Below are 17,802 nucleotides of genomic sequence, written 5' to 3'. Positions count from 1 at the left end.
ATTCGACGTTCGATGGGAGAGCACATGATGGAGGTCCGCCAGGCGACCGCGCCAGCGTCGGTCGAGACGGCCACCAACGCCGAGCTGCGGGACCGCTACCTCGTCGACGGCCTGTTCGCCGACGGTGAGGTGCGCGCGGTCTACACGCATGAGGATCGCATGGTCCTCGCCGGCGCGGTACCGGCCGGAGACGAGGCGCTGGCCCTGCCGGCCTTCGAGCCGCTCCGCGCGGCGCACTTCCTCGAACGGCGCGAGCTCGGCGTCATCAACGTCGGCGGCCCGGGCCAGGTGCTCGTCGACGACGCCCCGTACGAGCTCGGCACGCTCGACGGCGCCTACGTCGGCCTGGGCCGGCGGGTCGCGTTCCGCGGCGCGGGCGCCAGGTTCTACCTGGTCTCCGCCACCGCGCACACCGACCACGGCGTCGCCGTCTTCCGCCGCGGCGAGACCGAGCCGGTCGAGCTGGGCGAGCAGCGCGGCGCCAGCGTCCGCAGCCTGTACCGCTACGTGTGGGGCCCGGGCGGGCACCCGTCGTGCCAGCTGCAGCTCGGCGTCACCGTCATCGCCGAGGGGTCGGTGTGGAACACCATGCCGCCGCACCGCCACGACCGCCGGACCGAGGTCTACCTCTACACCGGGCTGTCCGACGGCGACCGCGTCCTGCACGTCATGGGCGAGCCGGACAGGACACGGCACCTGTGGGTCGCCGACGGCGAAGCGGTCATCTCGCCGTCGTGGTCGGTCCACGCGGGCGCGGGCACCGGCTCCTACGCGTTCGTCTGGGCCATGGCCGGCGAGAACACCGACTACGGCGACCTCGACCCCGTCGCGCTGGAGGCCCTGTGAGCACCGACGGCCGCCAGGCCGCCCCGCAGTCCGCCGACCTGCAGGCCTTCTCACTGGTCGGGCGAACGGCGCTGGTCACCGGCGTGAGCCGGGGGATCGGCCGGGCGATCGCGATGGGCCTCGCTCTCGCGGGCGCCGATCTCGTCCTCGTCGGGCGGAGCGGCAGCCTCGACGCCACCAAGGAGGCGGTCGAGGAGCTCGGCCGGACGGCGACCACCGTCGACCTCGACCTGGCCCAGCCGGAGCTCATCGCCAGCGGTGCGCTCGACGACCAGCTGCCGGCCGATATCGACATCCTGGTCAACAACGCCGGGGTGATCCACCGCGAGGACGCGCTCACGGTCGACGCGAGCTCCTGGAACCGGGTGCTCGACGTCAACCTGACGTCGTTGTTCTTCCTGACCCAGCGCGTCGCCGGGCCGATGGTGGCCCGCGGCAGCGGCAAGGTCATCAACATCGCGAGCCTCCTCTCGTTCGAGGGCGGCATCGGGGTGTCGTCGTACGCGGCGAGCAAGCACGCCGTCGCGGGCGTCACCCGGGCGCTGTCGAACGAGTGGGCGCCGCGCGGGGTGCAGGTCAACGCCATCGCGCCCGGCTACATCGTCACTGACAACACGGCCCGGCTCCGCACCGACCCGGCGCGGGCGACGAGCATCGGCGACCGCATCCCCGCGGGTCGCTGGGGCCTGCCGTCCGACCTCGTCGGCGCCGCGGTCTTCCTGGCGTCCAGCGCCTCCGACTACGTGACGGGACACGTCCTGCTCGTGGACGGGGGCTGGAGCGCCCGATAGTCAGCGCACCGCAGATAGGACCTCGCAGCCCGCGCCCGCGGACTGTCCGAAGCGGAGAGGGAACTTCAATGAGGAAACCCACACGTCAGCGCCTGGCGGTCCTCACCGGCGTCCTCGCCGGCGGCCTCCTGCTCACCGCCTGTGCCGACGACAGCGGCACCTCCAGCGCGTCGGGGGACGGCGGCAGCTGCAGCCCCGAGGACATCACCCTGATCGGCCAGGTCCGCAACCAGACCAACCCGTACGAGGCGGCCTGGCTCGCCGGCGGCGACGAGTTCGCCGAGTCCGTCGGCCTCGAGCAGCAGCACCTCACCTACGACGGCGACTCGCAGCGCCAGCAGGAGCAGATCCGCCAGGCCCTCGCCGGCAGCGGCATGGAGTGCGCCGTGCTGAACGTGCTGCCCAACGGCGACTCCGACACCGCACCGATCGTCGCCGCGGCGGACGAGGCCGGCGCGTTCCTCGTCACCCAGTGGAACAAGCCCGCCGACCTCAACCCGTGGGACGGCTACGACCGCTGGGTCTCGCACATCACCTACGACGGCGAGGAGTCCGGCTACCTCATCGCCAAGGCGCTGATCGAGCAGATGGGCGGCAGCGGCGGCATCATCGCGCTGCAGGGCATCCTCGACACCTCCGCCGCCCAGGACCGGTTCGCCGGCCTGCAGCGGGCGCTGTCGGAGCACCCGGAGGTCGAGCTGCTCGACGAGCAGACCGCCGGGTTCGATCGCGCCGAGGCGCTGAACGTGACGCGGACGCTGCTGACGGCGCACGGCGAGCACGTCGGCGGGGTCTGGGCGGCCAACGACGACATGGCGCTCGGCGCCGTGCAGGCGCTGGAGGCGGCCGGGATCACCGGCGTCGGTGTGGTGGGCATCGACGCGGTCCCGGAGGCGATCGCCGCGATCGAGGCGGGCACGATGACGGCGACGGTGTCCAGCGACGGCCCGTGGCAGGGCGCGATCGGCCTGGCCATGGGGTACTGCGCCGCGACCGGCGAGCTCGACGTGGCCGACGTCGCGAACGACGACCGCGCGTTCTTCGCCGAGCAGTTCCTCATCGACCAGACCAACGCCGCCGAGTTCGCCGAGCCGGAGCTGAACATGGACGACTTCGAGTGCGGCAGCCTCTTCGACCGAGCCACGGGGCCGATCGGCTGATGTCCTCGCCAGACACGGCGCAGCCACGCGCCGCGGACGCCGCCGGACCGGCCCCGCCCCTGGGGCCGGGGCCGGCGGCGTCCGGCGGGCGACTGGTGTGGCGCCCGCGCGGCACCGACGCCGTTCAAACCACCGCGTCGCTTGCCGCCCTCGTGCTGATGATCCTGGTCTTCTCGGTCCTCGACGCGCAGTTCCGCAGCTGGGACAACGTGGTGGCCGTCGTCGACGCGGCCGCCGTGCTGGCCGTCGTCACGGTCGGGCTCACCTTCGTGCTGCTGCTCGGGGCGATCGACCTGTCCGTCGAGGGCGTGATCGGCGCGTGCGCGCTCACCGTCGCGCTGCTGGTCGCGAACTCACGGACCGGGCTGGACCTCGGCGTGCTCGGGGTGGCGGCGACCGTCGCGCTGGGTGCGGCGTTCGGGCTGCTCAGCGGGGTGTTGTCGACCCGGCTGCGGATCCCGTCGTTCCTGACGACGCTGGGCGTCTACGCCATCGGGCTGGGTGTGGCCACGATCCTGTTCTCCGGGGAGCGGCCGATCGTCGAGGACCCGTGGCTGGGCGACTGGGCGTCGTCGCGGTTCCTCGGGTTCACCATCGTGAGCTGGGTGGCGGCCGGGGCGATCCTCGTCGGCTGGCTGATCCAGCGCTACACCCGCGTGGGCCGTTACGCGTACGCCATCGGCGGCGCCGAGGACATCGCGCGGCTCTCCGGCGTGCCGGTCGCGCGCTACAAGACCGCGGCGTTCGCCGTCGCCGGCGCCTTCTACGGGCTGGGCGCCGTCATGGCGACGTCCCAGCTGGGGTCGGGCGTGGTGCAAGCGGGGTCGGGGCTGAACTTCTCCGCGATCGCGGCGGCCGTCATCGGCGGCACGCTGCTGGTCGGCGGGCGCGGCGGGGTGCTGCAGTCGATGATCGGCGTGCTCGTGCTCACCGTCCTGCAGAACGGGCTGATCCTCGCCGGCGTCAGCCCGTACGCCCAGCAGGCGGTCCAGGGCGTCATCGTCGTGGTCGCCGTCGCCGCCGCGACGTGGCCCGTCCGGCACCGGCTGGGGGTGGTCAAATGAGCGACCCGGTCCTCTCGGTCGAGGGACTCACCAAGCGGTACCCGGGCGTCACGGCGCTCGACGGCATGAGCTTCGAGGTCCGCCCGCACGAGGTCGTCGGCCTGATCGGCGAGAACGGCGCGGGCAAGTCCACGCTGCTGAAGTCGCTGGTCGGGCTCGTGACGCCCGACGCGGGCACGATCCGGGTCCGCGGCGAGGCGGTTCGCCTCCGCGGCGTGGCGCACGCCGGCTCCGTCGGCATCGGCATGGTCTTCCAGGAGCAGTCGCTGGTGCCGAACCTCACCGTCGCCGAGAACATCCTGCTCGGCGCCGAGCGGTCCGCCGTCCGCGGCGGCATCTACCGGTGGCGGGCGATGAAGACGCTGGCCCAGGAGCAGCTGGACAAGATCGGCTCGAGGATCGACCCCGGCGCCCGGACCGACACGCTGACGTTCGCGCAGCGGCAGATGGTCGAGGTCGCGAAGGTGCTGACCATCGAGGAGCGCATCACCGGCGAGCCGGTCGTGCTCCTCGACGAGCCGACCAGCGTGCTCGAGCGCGACGAGATCGCGACGCTGTTCGCGCAGATCGAGCGGCTGCGCCGGCGGGCGTCGGTGGTGTTCGTGTCGCACCGGCTCGACGAGGTGCTGGAGGTGTCCGACCGCGTCTACGTCCTGCGCAACGGCCAGGTCGTCGCCGAGGTCGACCCGTCCGCCGTCGACGCCACCGACCTGCACCACCTGCTGATCGGCCGCGAGTCCGGCGGCAGCCACTACCACGACGAGGCGCAGCGCGAGTGCGACGGCGCCCCCGTGCGGCTGCGGGTGGAGAACCTGTCCACCGCCGGCTGCACGAAGGTGAGCTTCGAGGTCCGGGCCGGTGAGGTCGTCGGCGTGGCCGGCGTCCAGGGGTCGGGGCGTGAGGACGTCTGCCGGGCGCTGTTCGGGGCGATCCGGTCGTCCGGTGGCCGCGTGACGCTGGACGACCAGCCGTTCCGGCTCGGCTCGCCGCGGTCGGCCGTGCGGTCGGGCGTCGGCTACGTCCCGTCGGAGCGGCGGACCGACGGCATCATCCCGCCGATGTCGGTGGCCGAGAACCTGTCCATGGCACACGTCGGCGAGGTGTGTTCGGGGCCGGTGCTGCAGGTCAAGCGCGAACGCGGCCTCGTCGACCACTGGGTGCGGCGGCTCGGCATCAAGACGCCGTCGCCGGACACCGCGATCGGGACGCTGTCGGGCGGCAACCAGCAGAAGGTCGTGCTGGCGCGCTGGATGATCGACGACGATCTCCGGCTGCTGATCCTCGACCACCCGACCCGCGGCCTCGACGTCGGCGCCAAGTCCGATGTCTATGCGCTGATCAGGGACCTGGCCGCGGCCGGCTGCGCGGTGCTGCTGCTGTCCGACACGCTCGAGGAGATGATCGCGCTCAGCCACCGCGTCGTGGTCATGAAGGACGGCGAGGTCGTGACGACCGTCGAGACCCCGAAGGGCGCCAAGCCGGATCCCGTCGTGATCCTCGAGGAGATGGTATGAGCACCGACACCGCACCCGAGGTGGCGCGGCCCTCCGAGGCACCGCGGCAGCCGGACGGGTCGAGCCGCGTGCGGCGTGAGCTGGTCCGGTTCATGCCGCTGATCATCCTGGCCGTCCTGCTGGTCCTGCTCTCACTGCGCAACCCCGACCTGCTGACCCAGCGCAGCCTCACCACCATGGCCGACTCCGCGGCGCCGCTGATGGTGCTGGCGGTGGGCATCACCGTCGTCATCCTGTGCGGCGGCATCGACCTGTCCATCGGGGCGCTGGCGTCGTTCGCGTCGGTGCTCACCGCGCTGTGGGTGCCGTCGATGTCCGGCGCGGTGGTGGTGCCGGTCGTCCTGGTGTGCGCGCTGGCCGGGGTCGTGCAGGGCTGGATCCACATCGCCGCACGGGTGCCGTCGTTCATCGTCACCCTCGGCGGGATGTCGCTGTGGACCGGCCTGGCGCTGGCGTTCTCCGGCGCCAGCACCGTCGCCGTCACCGACATCGCGGCGCTGCGCTGGGCGTTCACCCGCATCGGCGGCACCGTTCCGAGCGCGCTGGTGATCGCGCTGGGTGTCGTCGTCGTGCTCGGCGCGGTCATGAGGTTCACCCCGTTCGGCCGGTGGGTCGCGTCCGTCGGCCACGCCGAGCCCGCGGCCCGGCTGGCCGGACTGCCGGTGAGCATGGTGAAGATCGCCGCGTTCGGCGTGTCCGGCGCGTGCGCCGGGCTGGCCGGCGTGCTGCTCGTCGCCCGCACGTTCAGCGGCGCGCCGACGCTCGGCGAGAGCCTGCTCCTGCCGGCGGTCGCGGCGGTCATCGTCGGCGGGACGGCGATCACCGGCGGCCACGGCGGGCTGTTCCGGACCGTCGTCGGCGCGCTGATCGTGGTGCTGCTGCGGACCGGGCTCTCGCTCATCGGCGTCGACGCCGGCTTCGAACCGATCTTCTACGGCGTGCTGATCATCATCGCGGTCAGCGTGACCATCGACCGTTCCAAGGTGGCGGTACTGAAATGACTCCCTTCCGTGCAGAAAGGCGCCCTCGATGACCACGACCGATGCCTCCCGTGACCACCTGCTCCCGGCGGTCTCCGAGTTCATCTCGGCCGAGCGTCCACTGCTGATCGGGGACACCTGGTCCGCCGCCGCGTCGGGGCGGACCTTCGAGACCCTCGACCCCGCGACCGGCGCGGTGCTCGCCCGCGTCGCCCACGGCGGCGACGAGGACGTCGACCGTGCGGTGGCCGCCGCCCGGGCCGCCTTCGAGCCCGGGTCTGCCTGGCGCCGCACCACCCCCCGTCAGCGCGCGCGGCTGCTCTGGCGCATGGCCGAGCTCATCGACCAGCACGCCGACGAGCTGGCCCAGCTCGAGACCCTGGACAACGGCAAGCCGTTCCTCGGGGCGCGCGACGGTGACGTGGCCACGGCCGCCGAGCTGTTCCGCTACTTCGCCGGCTGGGCGACGAAGATCGAGGGCACCACGATCCCGATGTCGGCCGACGCGCCGTACTTCGCCTACACCGTGCGCGAGCCGGTCGGCGTCGTCGCCGGGATCGTGCCATGGAACTTCCCGCTGCTCATGGCCTGCTTCAAGGTGATCCCCGCGGTCACCGCGGGCAACACCGTCGTGCTCAAGCCGGCCGAGCAGACGCCGCTGTCCGCGCTGCGGCTGGGCGAGCTGTTCCTCCAGGCCGGCTTCCCGCCCGGCGTGCTGAACGTCCTGACCGGGTTCGGCGAGGCGGGCGCGGCGCTGGTCCGGCACCCCGGCGTCGACAAGGTCGCGTTCACCGGGTCGACCGCCGTCGGCAAGAAGATCGTCGAGGCCGCCGCGGGCAACCTCAAGAAGGTGTCGCTCGAGCTGGGCGGCAAGGCGCCGAACATCATCTTCGCCGACGCCGACCTGCCGGCGGCCATCGCCGGGTCCGCGCACGCGGGCTTCTTCAACCAGGGCCAGTGCTGCGTCAACGGGTCGCGGCTCTACGTCGAGCGGTCGGCGTACGACGAGGTGGTGGCCGGGGTGGCGGCGATCGCTCGGGGGACGAAGCTCGGGAACGGGTTCGACCCGTCGACCGACATGGGCCCGCTCATCACCGCCGAGCAGCAGGCGATGGTGCTCGGCTACGTCGAGGGCGGGATCCGGGCCGGCGCTTCCGCGGTGGCCGGCGGTCGTCGAGGCCTCGAGAGCGGGTTCTTCATGGAGCCGACACTGCTCACGGGCGTCGCGGAGGACGCGGAGATCCAGCGCAACGAGGTCTTCGGCCCGGTCGTGACGGCGGTGCCGTTCGACTCCGAGGACGAGGTGTTCCGGCTGGCCAACGACACCCGCTACGGCCTCGCCGCCGGCGTCTGGACCCGCGACGTCGCGCGGGCGCACCGTGCCGGGTCGGCGCTGCGGGCCGGCACCGTCTGGCTCAACACCTGGCACGCGGACGACGTGGTTCTGCCGCGGGGCGGGTTCAAGGAGTCGGGCTGGGGCCGCGAGCTCGGCTCGTTCGGGCTGGACGACTTCACCGAGCTCAAGACCGTGATCACGGCCCTCTGAAAGGACTGATCGACATGCCGAGCATCACCGTCCAGCTGCTGCGCGGGCGCACTGTGGAGCAGAAGCGCGCCTTCGCCGAGGCCGTCACCTCCGCCGCCGTCGAAACCCTGGGGGCGCGGCCGGGCGACGTCCGGATCGCCTTCGAGCACATCGAGCCCGACGACGTCGCCAACGGCGGCGTCCTGGCGTCGGAGGACGCTACGCGCTCCGGTGTGCTGTCGAACCTGGGCCACGAGTCTGCCGCCGTCGCCGACTGACCGCTCGGGGTCCGTGGCGCCCGCCGACGCCGTCCGCAGCGGTCTCGGCGGCCGCCGCTGGCCCTGCGGTGATCACAGCGCCATCATGACGTACTCCCGGCAGCTCACAACCGTGTAGCGGCTGGTCGGAGCCTGGATCCGCGATGCGCGCGGTGCTGTCGTCGGACCGCGCGACCGGGCGCGAGAGGAGGGGTTGCGATGGCGTGGATCCTCGCGGATAGCCCGTCAGCACGACGTGGTGGACCGGCTCAGTCGTCCTCGAGAGTCAAGTGGATCTCGGTGTCGTCGCGGCTGAGGTGGAAGTCGTCGTCGGTCCGGTCGAACCTGGGCCGCGACGTGAGGAACGACGTCAGCCACCGATCCTGCTCCTCGAGGGCGTCATCGCATGCCTGGAGGGTGGAGGCCAGTTGGTCGACGACCAGCTCGTGGTCGTCGATCGACGCCGTCCCCGTCAAGGTGTTGCAGCCGGCGTCGACGCTGACCGAGTCGGTGGTGAACGACATCGTGATCCGCGAGCTCGGCACGATGTCCCGGTCGGGGTCGACGATCCGGTCCGCCACCAGGGTGCGACCGTCGAGGTCGCCCAGGTCGGGGACCGCGGAAAGGCCGTATTCGACGTCGCGGCCGGTGCCGTCCACGCACGAGGCGAGCAGCAGCACCGTCGACAGCCCGGCGGCGGTCAGCGCGCGCGAGATGATCGGCATGTCAGAACTCCACCGGCTCACGGATGATGGGACAGGTCATGCAATGGCCGCCGCCCCGGCCGCGGCCGAGTTCGGCGCCGACGATGGTGACGACCTCCACGCCGGCCTTGCGCAGCAGGGTGTTGGTCCGCGTGTTGCGGTCGTAGGTGAAGACCACGCCCGGTTCCAGGGCGACGGCGTTGTTGCCGCTGTCCCACTGCTGGCGTTCGGACTCGTAGACGTCACCGCCGGTGGCGATCACCCGCAGCTCGGGCAGCCCGAGGGCCTCGGCCACCACGTCGACGAACGACCGGGTGCCCTCGTCGGTGACCTCCACCCCGGGTGCGGTGTCGCTCGGCCGGAGAGAGAACGCGTGGACCCGGTCCATGATGGACGGGTGGAGCGTGACGATGTCGCGGTCGACGAAGGTGAACACGGTGTCGAGGTGCATCGCCGACCGTAGTTTCGGCATGCCGGCGACCACCACACGCTCGGCCGCGCCGCGGGCGAAGAGTGTGGCGGCGACCTGGGTGATCGCCTGGCGTGAGGTCCGTTCGCTCATGCCCATCAGCACCACGCCGTTGCCGACCGGCATGATGTCGCCGCCTTCGAACGTGGCCTGGCCCCAGTCCTGTTCGGGGTCGCCCCACCAGACGGTGGAGCCGGCGAAATCGGGGTGGAAGGTGTAGATCGCCTTCATCAGCAGGGTCTCGTCGTGTCGGGCCGGCCAGTACAGCGGGTTCAGCGTGACCCCGCCGTAGAGCCAGCACGTGGTGTCCCGCGTGTACAGGGTGTTCGGCAGCGGCGGCATCAGGTATTCGCGGACACCGGTGGACTCCCGGGCCAGAGCGAGGTAGCCGGGCCGGAAGACCGCGGGCAGGTCCGACGTCGCCAATCCGCCGATCAGGAACTCCGCGAGCTGTCGCGGCGCGAGCGACTCGAGGAAGGCGACGGTGTCGTCGACGAGACCCAGGCCGACGTCGTTGGCGACGATCTTGCGGTCGAGCAGCCAGGACCGCGCCTTCGGGATCGCCATCGTCTGGGCCAGCAGGTCGTGCAGCTCGACGACCTCGACGCCGCGGACGGTCAGCTTGTTCACGAAGTCGGCGTGGTCGCGCTGGGCGTTCTCCACCCACATGACGTCGTCGAACAGCAGGTCGTCGGCGTTGGTCGGCGTCAGCCGCCGGTGCGCGAGCCCGGGCGCGCACACGAGCACCTTGTGCAGCCGGCCGACCTCGGAGTGCACCCCGTACGTCTCGCTCTGGTTCTGGGTGGTCATGGGTCTCCCTTTCTCGGCGGCCTGCGGCGTGGCATCGCGTCGCCGCCGTTCAGATGGTGATGGCGCCGGTGGCGAGGGCGACGACGCCGGCGACGGCGCCGCAGATCGAGATGGCGAGGATGACGAGCTCGATCGGTGCGAACACCCGCCTGCCCTGTTCGCGGCGGGCCATGACGAACAGGATCGTCGCGGGTGCGTAGATGATGAACGACAGCAGGATGAACTTGGGACCCGCCGCATAGAGCAGGAACGCGGTGTAGAGGGTGGCGACGGCGCCGACGATCAGTTCGCGGCCGTGCCCGCGAGGGTTCTCGACGTACGTCTCCCGGGTCAAAGCCAGTTTGAGCGCGTACCCGGCGGCGAACAGGAACGGGATGAGGGTCAACGCGCTGGTGAGGTTGAGGGCGAAGTTGAACGCGTCCGCGGAGAACATGGTGACGACGAGCATGACCTGGACGAGGATCGTCGACATCAGCAACGCCGGGCCGGGGACGTCGACGTCACTGATCTTGTTCAGGAACCGCGGCATGTCGTCGTCCTTCGCCGCGACGTACAGCACCTCCGCGGCCATCAGCGTCCATGCCAGGTAGGCGCCCAGCACCGAGACGATCAACCCCACGCTGACGAAGACCGCGCCCCACTCGCCGACCGCCGCCTGGAGCACGCCGCCCATGGAGGGCTGCCGCAGATCCGCCATCTCGTTGTACGGCAGGATGCCGTACGACACGATGGTGACGGACGCGAAGACGCTGAAGACCGCAAGGAAGCCGAGCACGGTCGCCCGGCCGACGTCCTTGCGTCGCTTCGCGTGGCGGGAGTAGACGCTCGCGCCCTCGACGCCGAGGAACACGAACACGGTGACCAGCATCGTGCCGGTGACCTGGTCGTAGAGCGATCCGACGTCGCTGTCGCCGCTCCAGTTGGCGGCGAAGACCTCGGGATCGAGCGCGAACAGCGCCAGGACGACGAACATCAGGATGGGGATGACCTTGGCGACGGTGACGATCCGGTTGATCGCCGCCGCGTCCTTCACACCGCGCCGGATCAGCAGGTAGAACAGCCACACGCCCGCCGTCGAGAGCGCGAGCGAGAGCAGGGTGTCGCCGTCGCCGAGGGCCGGGACGACGGCGCCGACCGTCGACATGATCAGGATCCAGTACGTGACGTTGCCGGCGCAGGCGCTGGCCCAGTATCCGAAGGCGGAGAAGAAGCCGATGTACTCACCGAATCCGGCCTTGGCATAGGCGTAGACACCGGCATCGAGGTCGGGCTTGCGGAGGGCGAGGGTCTGGAAGACGAAGGCGAGCATCAACATGCCCGTCCCGGCGATGACCCACGCGATCAGCGCTCCGGCAATGCCGGTCTCCTGGGCGAACCGAGACGGCAGTGAGAAGACTCCGGCACCCACCATCGAGCCGACGACCATCGCGGTGATGGTGACGAACGTGAGCTGCTGTGCGGACGGCTTGGTGACCTCCGTGCCGGCCATGGGTCCTCCATCCGTTCGACGTAAGCAGGTCAGGCCGCCGGCTGTTCGGCGGGCGGGTCGGCGACCGGCGTCACGTGCTCGATCGTGAATCCGGTGAATCCGTACACCACGCTCAGCACGGGACTCGCCAGGTTGAAGATGCAGTAGGGCAGATACAGCAGAGTGGGCACGCCCAGCACCGCGGCCATGAAGGCGCCGCACGAGTTCCACGGCACCAGTGGGGACGTGACGGTGCCGCAGTCGGCAGCCAGCCGTGACAGGTTGGCCGGGCCCAACCCGCGCTTGGCGAACTCGGCTCGGAAGATCCGTGTGGGCAGCACCAGAGCGATGTACTGGTCACCGGCCACCACGTTGAGGCCGAACGCGCAGGCGAACACGCTCAGGAACAGCCGGCCGGTGCTGGTCGCGGCTCTGATCAGGGGATCGAGCAACCGGGAGATCAGGCCGAACCCCTCGAGCAGCGCGCCGAACGTGACCGCGCCGATGATCAGCCACAGCGTGGGCAGCATGCTGTCCATACCGCCGCGCGACAGCAACTGGTCGATCTCGGAAGTGCCCGAGTCGATCGTGAAGCCGTTCGCCATGGCGCTCCAGACGCCCTTGATCGACCCAACGACGGCGTTGTCCGCACCGCCGACGAAATCGCGCATCACCTCGGGCTGCAGGAACGCGCCGAGGACTCCGGCGAACAGCGCCGAGAACGCCAGCGCGAGCGACGCCGGCACCTTCCGGATCGACAGGACCGCGAGAAGCACGAGCGGCAGCAGGGTCAACGGGGTGATCCAGTACACCTGGTCGAGCGACTGGAGCTCGACCGAGGTCGGGACCGCGTCGACATCACCGGTGTCCGTCGCGAGGCCGAGGATGAGGAAGACCGCGACCGCGATGGCGAAGGCGGGTAACGACGTCCACACCTGCCGCTTGATGTGCGCATAGACGTCGACCTTCACCATCTGCGCGGCCAGGACGGTGGTCTCCGATAGCGGTGAGGTCTTGTCGCCGAGGTACGCGCCGGAGATGACAGCGCCGGCCGTGATCGCTGGTGAGACGCCCAGCATGGTGGCGATCGCGACCAGGCCGACGCCGATCGTCCCCGCCGTGGTCCACGAGCTGCCGATGGTCATCGCCACGACGCCGCAGATGACGGCAGCAGCGGCGTAGTACCACCCCGGCGTGAGGACCTGGATCCCGTAGTAGACGAGCGTCGGGATCGTTCCGGACAGATTCCAGACGCCGATGAGGGCACCGACCGCCAGCAGGATGAAGATCGCGCTCGTGACCGAGGCCAGCGCGCCCTGCCCGGCGCTCTGGACCTCCTCCCAGCGGTGTCCGTTCTTGACAGCGATGAGCGCCGCGACCATGCAGCACAGGACCAGCGCGACCTGGACCGGGCCGTCGAGCGCATCGAGGCCGAACATCGCGAGCGCAGCTGAGATGAGGCAGGCGAGCACAGCCAGGGGGATGATGGCGTCGGTGAGCGACGGCGCCCGGATCGGTGATCGCCCAGTCTCCGCCACCGCGCGCTCCTAGCCCGCTCCGGAGCCGTCGCGACGGCGAGGCGGTCCGGCGGCCCCGCGTGCTCGATCAGGCCATGCAGCATGACCGGCGGGCAGGGCTGAGTGTCTCAGGGAGCAGGTAGGCGTTTCGGACACCGAGAGATGCTCCATGGCACGGGATCCTTCCCTTCCCGTCCCCGGTCGCCGCCACGATCGGGTGTGAACAGAAGTACCTTCACGGAGGCTACCGCGTCATGATCGTCGTCGCGGCGATGTGGCCGAATTGGCCCCCCTCCGCGGCGCATCCGTGGAATTCGGTGTGCCCTGTACGGAACCGCTTCGGGATGTCCGGAGACTTCATCAGTTGAGGATGAGGTCATGGCACGTCCCTCGAGGTACCCGCGGTAGCTGCATGAGCGCGCGGTTCGGATGGTGGCCCACGCGAGCTGGTCACCGTCACCCTGGCTGATGCACCCGATGGCGACGTGGACCTCACTGACGAGTTCGTCAGCCGGCCCGGACCCGCCGATCCCGACGCCTCCAGGCGGGGCGTCGACGGCATGCTCGATCTCATCGACGCCGGCACCGGCCGGGGCACCATCTGGCGTCCCGAGCAGCCCCGCGGCCGTGCCGGAACCACGCGAACGCTCCAACCGAGAATGGGGAATCACCTGACCCGGGTTCGACTCCCGGCAGCTCGACAACCGTGTAGCGGCTGGTCAGAGCGATTCTGGCCAGTGCCGTTGGAGCACAAGGCGACGCTGGCCGGCCATCTCCGGGCGCTGATGACGCGGGGTGATCGCCGGGCACCCGCAATCACTCTCTGAACAGTGGACAGCGTCGCCGGCGGCGCGCCGCCGGCTGTCACGGCCTCGTTCTGCTCCTGGTGAACAGTGCTTGTGCAACGCCTGGACATCATGGTGAGTTAGTCGTCCAACTAACTCAGAAGCTTGGAGAGTGTCATGGTCCAGGTCGGGCCCGATCCGCGGCGCTGGAAGGCGCTGGCGCTGCTGTGCGGGGCGTTCTTCATGGTGATCCTGGATTCGGCGATCGTGGTCGTCGCATTGCCCTCGCTCGAGGCCGATCTGGGCTTCGCGCCGAGTGACCTGCAATGGGTGCTGAGCGCGTACGCGCTGAGCTTCGGTGGGCTGCTGCTGCTGGGTGGTCGCTCGTCGGATCTGCTGGGCCGGCGCCGGATGTTCATGGTGGGGTTGGTGCTGTTCACGGTGGCCTCGCTGCTGTGTGGGCTGGCCTGGTCGCCTGCGGCGCTGATCGCCGCCCGCTCCTTCCAAGGGGTGGGGGCGGCCGTGCTGACGCCCACGGCGTTGTCGATCGTCATGACAACGTTCGAGGAGGGCGCGGAGCGGAACAAGGCGCTGGGCATCTGGGGCTCGCTGGGTGGCATCGGCGGGACGGCTGGTTGGCTGATCGGCGGCCCGCTCACCGACATCAGCTGGGAGTGGGTGTTCCTGATCAACGTCCCGATCGGTGTCCTGGCGCTGGCGCTTGCGCCGCGGCTGCTGTCCGAGAGCCGGGCCACACAGCAGCGTCGCGGGTTCGACCCGCTGGGTGCGCTGTCGGCGACGGCGGCCCTGGTGCTGCTGGTGTACGCGGTGGTGGAGGCGCCGGAGGCGGGCTGGAGCGACCCGCAGACGATCGGGCTGCTGGCCGGCTCCGCGGCGCTGTTCGTGCTTTTCGCGGTGATCGAGTCTCGGGTGGCGCAGCCGTTGCTGCCGTTGCGAATCTTCCGGTCGTGGACGCTGGTCGGCGCGAACGCGACCATGGTGCTGTTCTCGAGCGTGGCGTTCGGGATGCCGTTCCTGCTCACGCTCTACGCCCAGCAGGTGCTCGGTTTCTCCCCGGTCAGGTTCGGTCTCACCTCGGTGGTGTTCCCGGTGAGTGTGGCCGTTGCTGCCATCGTCGGGCAGGGCCTGGTGCTCAAGCTCGGATTCAGGGTGGTCGCATCCGCCGGCCTGGTCCTGCTCGGGGTCGGCTGCCTGTACTTCACCCAGGTCTCGGCCGACGGCAGCTACTTCGGCGACATCTTCCTCGGTCTGCTCGTCTCCGGCCTCGGCGTGGGCTTCACGTTCGTCACCGTGTCGATCGCCGCGCTGGCCGGCGTCGGCGAACGCGAGGCCGGTGTGGCATCCGGTCTGAGCAACACCACCTTCCAGATCGGTGCCGCCGTCGGAGTCGCCATCGTGTCGACGGTCGCGGTCTCCCGCACCAACGACGTCATCGGTGCCGGCGGCGACCCAGTCGGTGCGCTCGTCGAAGGCCACCAGGCCGGGTTTCTCGCCACCGCCGTCCTGGCCGGCATCGGCCTGCTCGCCGCGCTCCTCCTGCTCCGACGCCCACCCACAGCCACTCCGGAGGAACACCCGCCACTCGTCCCGGTCGCCGAACACACCGACTGAGCGGCCGACGGGCACGGGTGGCGGGTCCCGATGCAGCGCAACCCGCCACCGTCGAGCGGCGGTCACTGGGAACTCGCACACGAAGGAAGGGTCATATGAGCACACAGTCGTCGCGCCCGGTCGCGTTGATCACCGGCGGGACATCCGGCATCGGGCTGGCGACCGCGCGCCTGCTCGAGAAGGACTACTCGGTAGTCGTCACCGGCCAGAACCCCGACACACTCGTCGCCGCGCGCGACGAGCTCTCCGAGGACGCCGTCGTGCTGCGCGCCGACGCGCGGTCACTGACCGACGCCGATCGTGTCGCGGCCGAGCTGAGGGAGCGGTTCGGCCGGGTCGACGTGGCGTTCCTCAATGCCGGAGTCGGGCACATGGTCGCGATGGACGCCGTCGACGAACCGCTCTACGACGAGCACTTCGACGTGAACGTCAAGGGCCAGGTCTTCACGCTCCAGAAGATCCTGCCGCTGCTGACCCACGGCAGCTCTGTGGTGTTCAGCGCGGCCCTCGGTGTGGTCCGCAGCCTGCCGGACTGGTCGGTGTACACCGCGACGAAGGGGGCGGTGCTGTCGTTCATGCGCACGCTGGCGGTGGAACTTGCTCCCCGCGGCATTCGTGTCAACGCGGTGTCGCCGGGTGCGGTCGAGACGCCCGCGCTGAGCAAGCTCGGCCTCGACGACTCCGCGCTGACAGCCTGGCGTGCCACCACCGCCGATCAGGTGCCGCTCGGCCGCGTCGGTGCCGGCGACGATGTCGCGCAGGTCGTCGCGTTCCTCGCCTCCCCCGCAGCGGCGTTCGTCACCGGCGCCGACATCGCCGTCGACGGCGGCCTCCGAGTCGCCTGAAAGAAAGGACATCGATCTTGATGACGCAGGACTCCAGCCGCGTCGCGCTGATCGTCGGGGGGACCACCGGCATCGGTCTCGCGACCGCACACGCCCTGCATCAGCACGGCTACGCGGTCGTCGTGACCGGCCGCAACCCCGAAACGCTCGCCGCCGCGCAGCGTCAGCTGCCCCCGGACGTCACCGTGCTGCGCGCCGACGCCGCGTCGCTGACCGACGCTGATGACGTCGTCACGCTGGTGAAGGAGCGTTTCGAGACCGTCGATGTCGTCTTCCTCAACGCCGCTGTCGTGCATGCGATTGCGTTCGAGGACCTCGACGAAGCGACGTTCGACCACGCATTCGGGGTCAACGTCAAGGGCCAGTCCTTCCTGCTGCAGAAGCTGCTGCCGCTACTCACGCGGGGCAGCTCGGTGATCTTCACCAGTTCCATCGGGTCGGAGAAGGCGCTGCCGTCACAGTCGATCTACACCGCGACGAAGGGCGCGCAAATCGGGCTGATGCGCGCGCTCGCGGCGGAGCTGGCGCCGCGCGGCATCCGCGTGAACGCCGTCAGTCCCGGTCCCATCGACACCCCTGCTCCGGGAAAGCTCGGTCTGCCGGAGGACGTTCTCGGATCGATGAGAGAGGCCATCGCGTCACACGTGCCGCTCGGCCGCTGGGGCCGAGCGGAGGAGGTCGCCGAGGCCGTCGCGTTCCTCGCTTCGCCGCGCAGCTCGTACGTCACCGGAGCCAACTCCATGGTCGGCGGCGGCTTCGGGGTTGCCTTGTGACCGGGTCGCACCGAGAGCGGCCGATCTTCCGGTCAGCACCACTGGGCGTGGAGGGGTTCTCCGGCAGCACGGAAGGCGTTCACGAGCAGCTCGTTCCAGCGTTGCGAGGCGTCGAACCAGGCCGCCTCCAGATGTCATAGCGCCTGGTGCGCCACGGGCGTCCACAGCCGTCTGGGCCGGCGCGGGGGTGTCGCCGACCCACATCACCTCCACATTGCGCCCGCCGGCGAGTGGCTGCTCAGCGCCGGACACCGGTCACCACCCACATCGTCAGGACGGTCAGCAACTCGCCGCGCGTGGACGCGGCGGCCACCGCAGCGGACCAGTCGGCGGTGAGCTCGGCGTCGGCCGTCCGCTGCGCCGGCTCCGGCGTCGCGTCGGCCGCCAGCAGCATCTCTAGCGTGCCGGGCTCGACGAATCCGACCACGCCGCCGGCGTCCTCCGGGCCGGTGAAGCACAGCGCGATCGGCTCGCACCGCACGTCGTCCACTCCGGCGCGGACCAGCCGCGACCGCAGCGTGCGTCCCATCGACGGGCCGCTCATCACCGAGCTGTGCCAGAGCCGCCGCCGCAACCGGCCGACCAGCTCGTCCGGCAGCCCGTCGAACGCCAGCGACTCCCAGTCCGTGTCGACGAGCGTCACCCTTTCTCTGTGCACCCAC

16 protein-coding genes are annotated in these 17,802 nt (G+C 70.5%); 11 read left to right on the top strand and 5 right to left on the bottom strand.

Annotated elements, in window-relative coordinates:
• Positions 1–24 precede the first annotated feature (24 nt).
• From kduI to E1212_RS22755, 8 genes are all read left to right on the top strand, one after another.
• A complete protein-coding gene (gene kduI / locus E1212_RS22790; protein WP_131986723.1) occupies positions 25–846 on the top strand; it encodes a 5-dehydro-4-deoxy-D-glucuronate isomerase in 822 nt (273 codons plus the stop codon).
• A complete protein-coding gene (locus tag E1212_RS22785; RefSeq protein ID WP_275296200.1) occupies positions 843–1,637 on the top strand; it encodes an SDR family oxidoreductase in 795 nt (264 codons plus the stop codon). The genes kduI and E1212_RS22785 overlap by 4 nt, the downstream gene beginning before the upstream one ends.
• Positions 1,638–1,705: 68 nt before the next feature.
• Positions 1,706–2,797, top strand: a complete 1,092-nt coding sequence (locus tag E1212_RS22780) for a sugar ABC transporter substrate-binding protein (protein WP_131986721.1) — start codon at positions 1,706–1,708, stop codon at positions 2,795–2,797.
• Positions 2,797–3,861, top strand: coding sequence for an ABC transporter permease (locus E1212_RS22775; RefSeq protein WP_203417114.1), 1,065 nt, complete (start codon positions 2,797–2,799; stop codon positions 3,859–3,861). Before E1212_RS22780 ends, E1212_RS22775 begins: the two co-directional genes overlap by 1 nt.
• Positions 3,858–5,375, top strand: coding sequence for a sugar ABC transporter ATP-binding protein (locus E1212_RS22770; protein ID WP_131986719.1), 1,518 nt, complete (start codon positions 3,858–3,860; stop codon positions 5,373–5,375). The genes E1212_RS22775 and E1212_RS22770 overlap by 4 nt, the downstream gene beginning before the upstream one ends.
• Positions 5,372–6,376 carry an ABC transporter permease gene (locus E1212_RS22765; RefSeq protein ID WP_131986717.1) on the top strand — a complete coding sequence of 335 codons (1,005 nt, stop codon included), beginning with the start codon at positions 5,372–5,374 and terminating at the stop codon, positions 6,374–6,376. Before E1212_RS22770 ends, E1212_RS22765 begins: the two co-directional genes overlap by 4 nt.
• A 28-nt stretch (positions 6,377–6,404) precedes the next feature.
• On the top strand, positions 6,405–7,901 hold the full coding sequence (locus E1212_RS22760) for an aldehyde dehydrogenase family protein (RefSeq protein ID WP_131986715.1): 1,497 nt from the start codon (positions 6,405–6,407) through the stop codon (positions 7,899–7,901).
• Between the two features lie 14 nt (positions 7,902–7,915).
• Positions 7,916–8,158, top strand: a complete 243-nt coding sequence (locus E1212_RS22755; protein WP_131986713.1) for a tautomerase family protein — start codon at positions 7,916–7,918, stop codon at positions 8,156–8,158.
• A 248-nt stretch (positions 8,159–8,406) separates the two neighbouring features.
• Here the strand turns inward: E1212_RS22755 and E1212_RS22750 are convergent, their stop codons facing one another.
• Genes E1212_RS22750 through nhaC form a run of 4 tightly spaced genes read right to left on the bottom strand, consistent with a single transcriptional unit; the run spans position 8,407 to position 13,126 of the window.
• On the bottom strand, positions 8,407–8,862 hold the full coding sequence (locus tag E1212_RS22750; RefSeq protein ID WP_131986711.1) for an META domain-containing protein: 456 nt from the start codon (positions 8,860–8,862) through the stop codon (positions 8,407–8,409).
• A gap of 1 nt (position 8,863) precedes the next feature.
• Positions 8,864–10,120, bottom strand: coding sequence for an arginine deiminase (locus E1212_RS22745; RefSeq protein WP_131986709.1), 1,257 nt, complete (start codon positions 10,118–10,120; stop codon positions 8,864–8,866).
• A 49-nt stretch (positions 10,121–10,169) separates the two neighbouring features.
• Positions 10,170–11,609, bottom strand: coding sequence for a basic amino acid/polyamine antiporter (locus E1212_RS22740; RefSeq protein WP_131986707.1), 1,440 nt, complete (start codon positions 11,607–11,609; stop codon positions 10,170–10,172).
• Between the two features lie 29 nt (positions 11,610–11,638).
• A complete protein-coding gene (nhaC, locus tag E1212_RS22735; protein WP_131986705.1) occupies positions 11,639–13,126 on the bottom strand; it encodes a Na+/H+ antiporter NhaC in 1,488 nt (495 codons plus the stop codon).
• A 941-nt stretch (positions 13,127–14,067) separates the two neighbouring features.
• On the opposite strand from nhaC, the gene E1212_RS22730 reads away from it, so the two are divergent.
• The 3 genes from E1212_RS22730 (at position 14,068) to E1212_RS22720 (ending at position 17,140) form a co-directional block, all read left to right on the top strand.
• Complete coding sequence (locus E1212_RS22730) at positions 14,068–15,522, top strand: MFS transporter (protein ID WP_131986703.1); 1,455 nt, start codon at positions 14,068–14,070, stop codon at positions 15,520–15,522.
• Between the two features lie 95 nt (positions 15,523–15,617).
• Positions 15,618–16,367: an SDR family oxidoreductase gene (locus E1212_RS22725; RefSeq protein WP_131986701.1), complete on the top strand. Its 750-nt coding sequence runs from the start codon at positions 15,618–15,620 to the stop codon at positions 16,365–16,367.
• Positions 16,368–16,387: 20 nt separating this feature from the next.
• Positions 16,388–17,140 (top strand): SDR family oxidoreductase, encoded by a 753-nt coding sequence (locus E1212_RS22720; RefSeq protein ID WP_131986699.1) that lies wholly within the window; start codon positions 16,388–16,390, stop codon positions 17,138–17,140.
• 238 nt (positions 17,141–17,378) lie between these two features.
• On the opposite strand, the gene E1212_RS22715 is transcribed toward E1212_RS22720, so the two are convergent.
• The coding region (locus E1212_RS22715) for a methyltransferase domain-containing protein (protein ID WP_203417113.1) at positions 17,379–17,802 on the bottom strand (424 nt) is incomplete at its 5' end.

Source organism: Jiangella ureilytica (assembly GCF_004348545.1).
GTDB classification, from domain to species: Bacteria; Actinomycetota; Actinomycetes; order Jiangellales; family Jiangellaceae; genus Jiangella; species Jiangella ureilytica.
Note: the sequence above shows the minus strand (reverse complement) of the source record. Positions and strands in the feature narration are given on the sequence as shown.

Bases quoted from the DNA above. Each gene is read 5' to 3' on its own strand.
- kduI (WP_131986723.1), top strand. From the start codon at position 25: ATGATGGAGGTCCGCCAGGCGACCGCGCCAGCGTCGGTCGAGACGGCC.
- E1212_RS22780 (WP_131986721.1), top strand. From the start codon at position 1,706: ATGAGGAAACCCACACGTCAGCGCCTGGCGGTCCTCACCGGCGTCCTC.
- E1212_RS22775 (WP_203417114.1), top strand. From the start codon at position 2,797: ATGTCCTCGCCAGACACGGCGCAGCCACGCGCCGCGGACGCCGCCGGA.
- E1212_RS22770 (WP_131986719.1), top strand. From the start codon at position 3,858: ATGAGCGACCCGGTCCTCTCGGTCGAGGGACTCACCAAGCGGTACCCG.
- E1212_RS22765 (WP_131986717.1), top strand. From the start codon at position 5,372: ATGAGCACCGACACCGCACCCGAGGTGGCGCGGCCCTCCGAGGCACCG.
- E1212_RS22760 (WP_131986715.1), top strand. From the start codon at position 6,405: ATGACCACGACCGATGCCTCCCGTGACCACCTGCTCCCGGCGGTCTCC.
- E1212_RS22755 (WP_131986713.1), top strand. From the start codon at position 7,916: ATGCCGAGCATCACCGTCCAGCTGCTGCGCGGGCGCACTGTGGAGCAG.
- E1212_RS22750 (WP_131986711.1), bottom strand. From the start codon at position 8,862: ATGCCGATCATCTCGCGCGCGCTGACCGCCGCCGGGCTGTCGACGGTG.
- E1212_RS22745 (WP_131986709.1), bottom strand. From the start codon at position 10,120: ATGACCACCCAGAACCAGAGCGAGACGTACGGGGTGCACTCCGAGGTC.
- E1212_RS22740 (WP_131986707.1), bottom strand. From the start codon at position 11,609: ATGGCCGGCACGGAGGTCACCAAGCCGTCCGCACAGCAGCTCACGTTC.
- E1212_RS22730 (WP_131986703.1), top strand. From the start codon at position 14,068: ATGGTCCAGGTCGGGCCCGATCCGCGGCGCTGGAAGGCGCTGGCGCTG.
- E1212_RS22725 (WP_131986701.1), top strand. From the start codon at position 15,618: ATGAGCACACAGTCGTCGCGCCCGGTCGCGTTGATCACCGGCGGGACA.
- E1212_RS22720 (WP_131986699.1), top strand. From the start codon at position 16,388: ATGACGCAGGACTCCAGCCGCGTCGCGCTGATCGTCGGGGGGACCACC.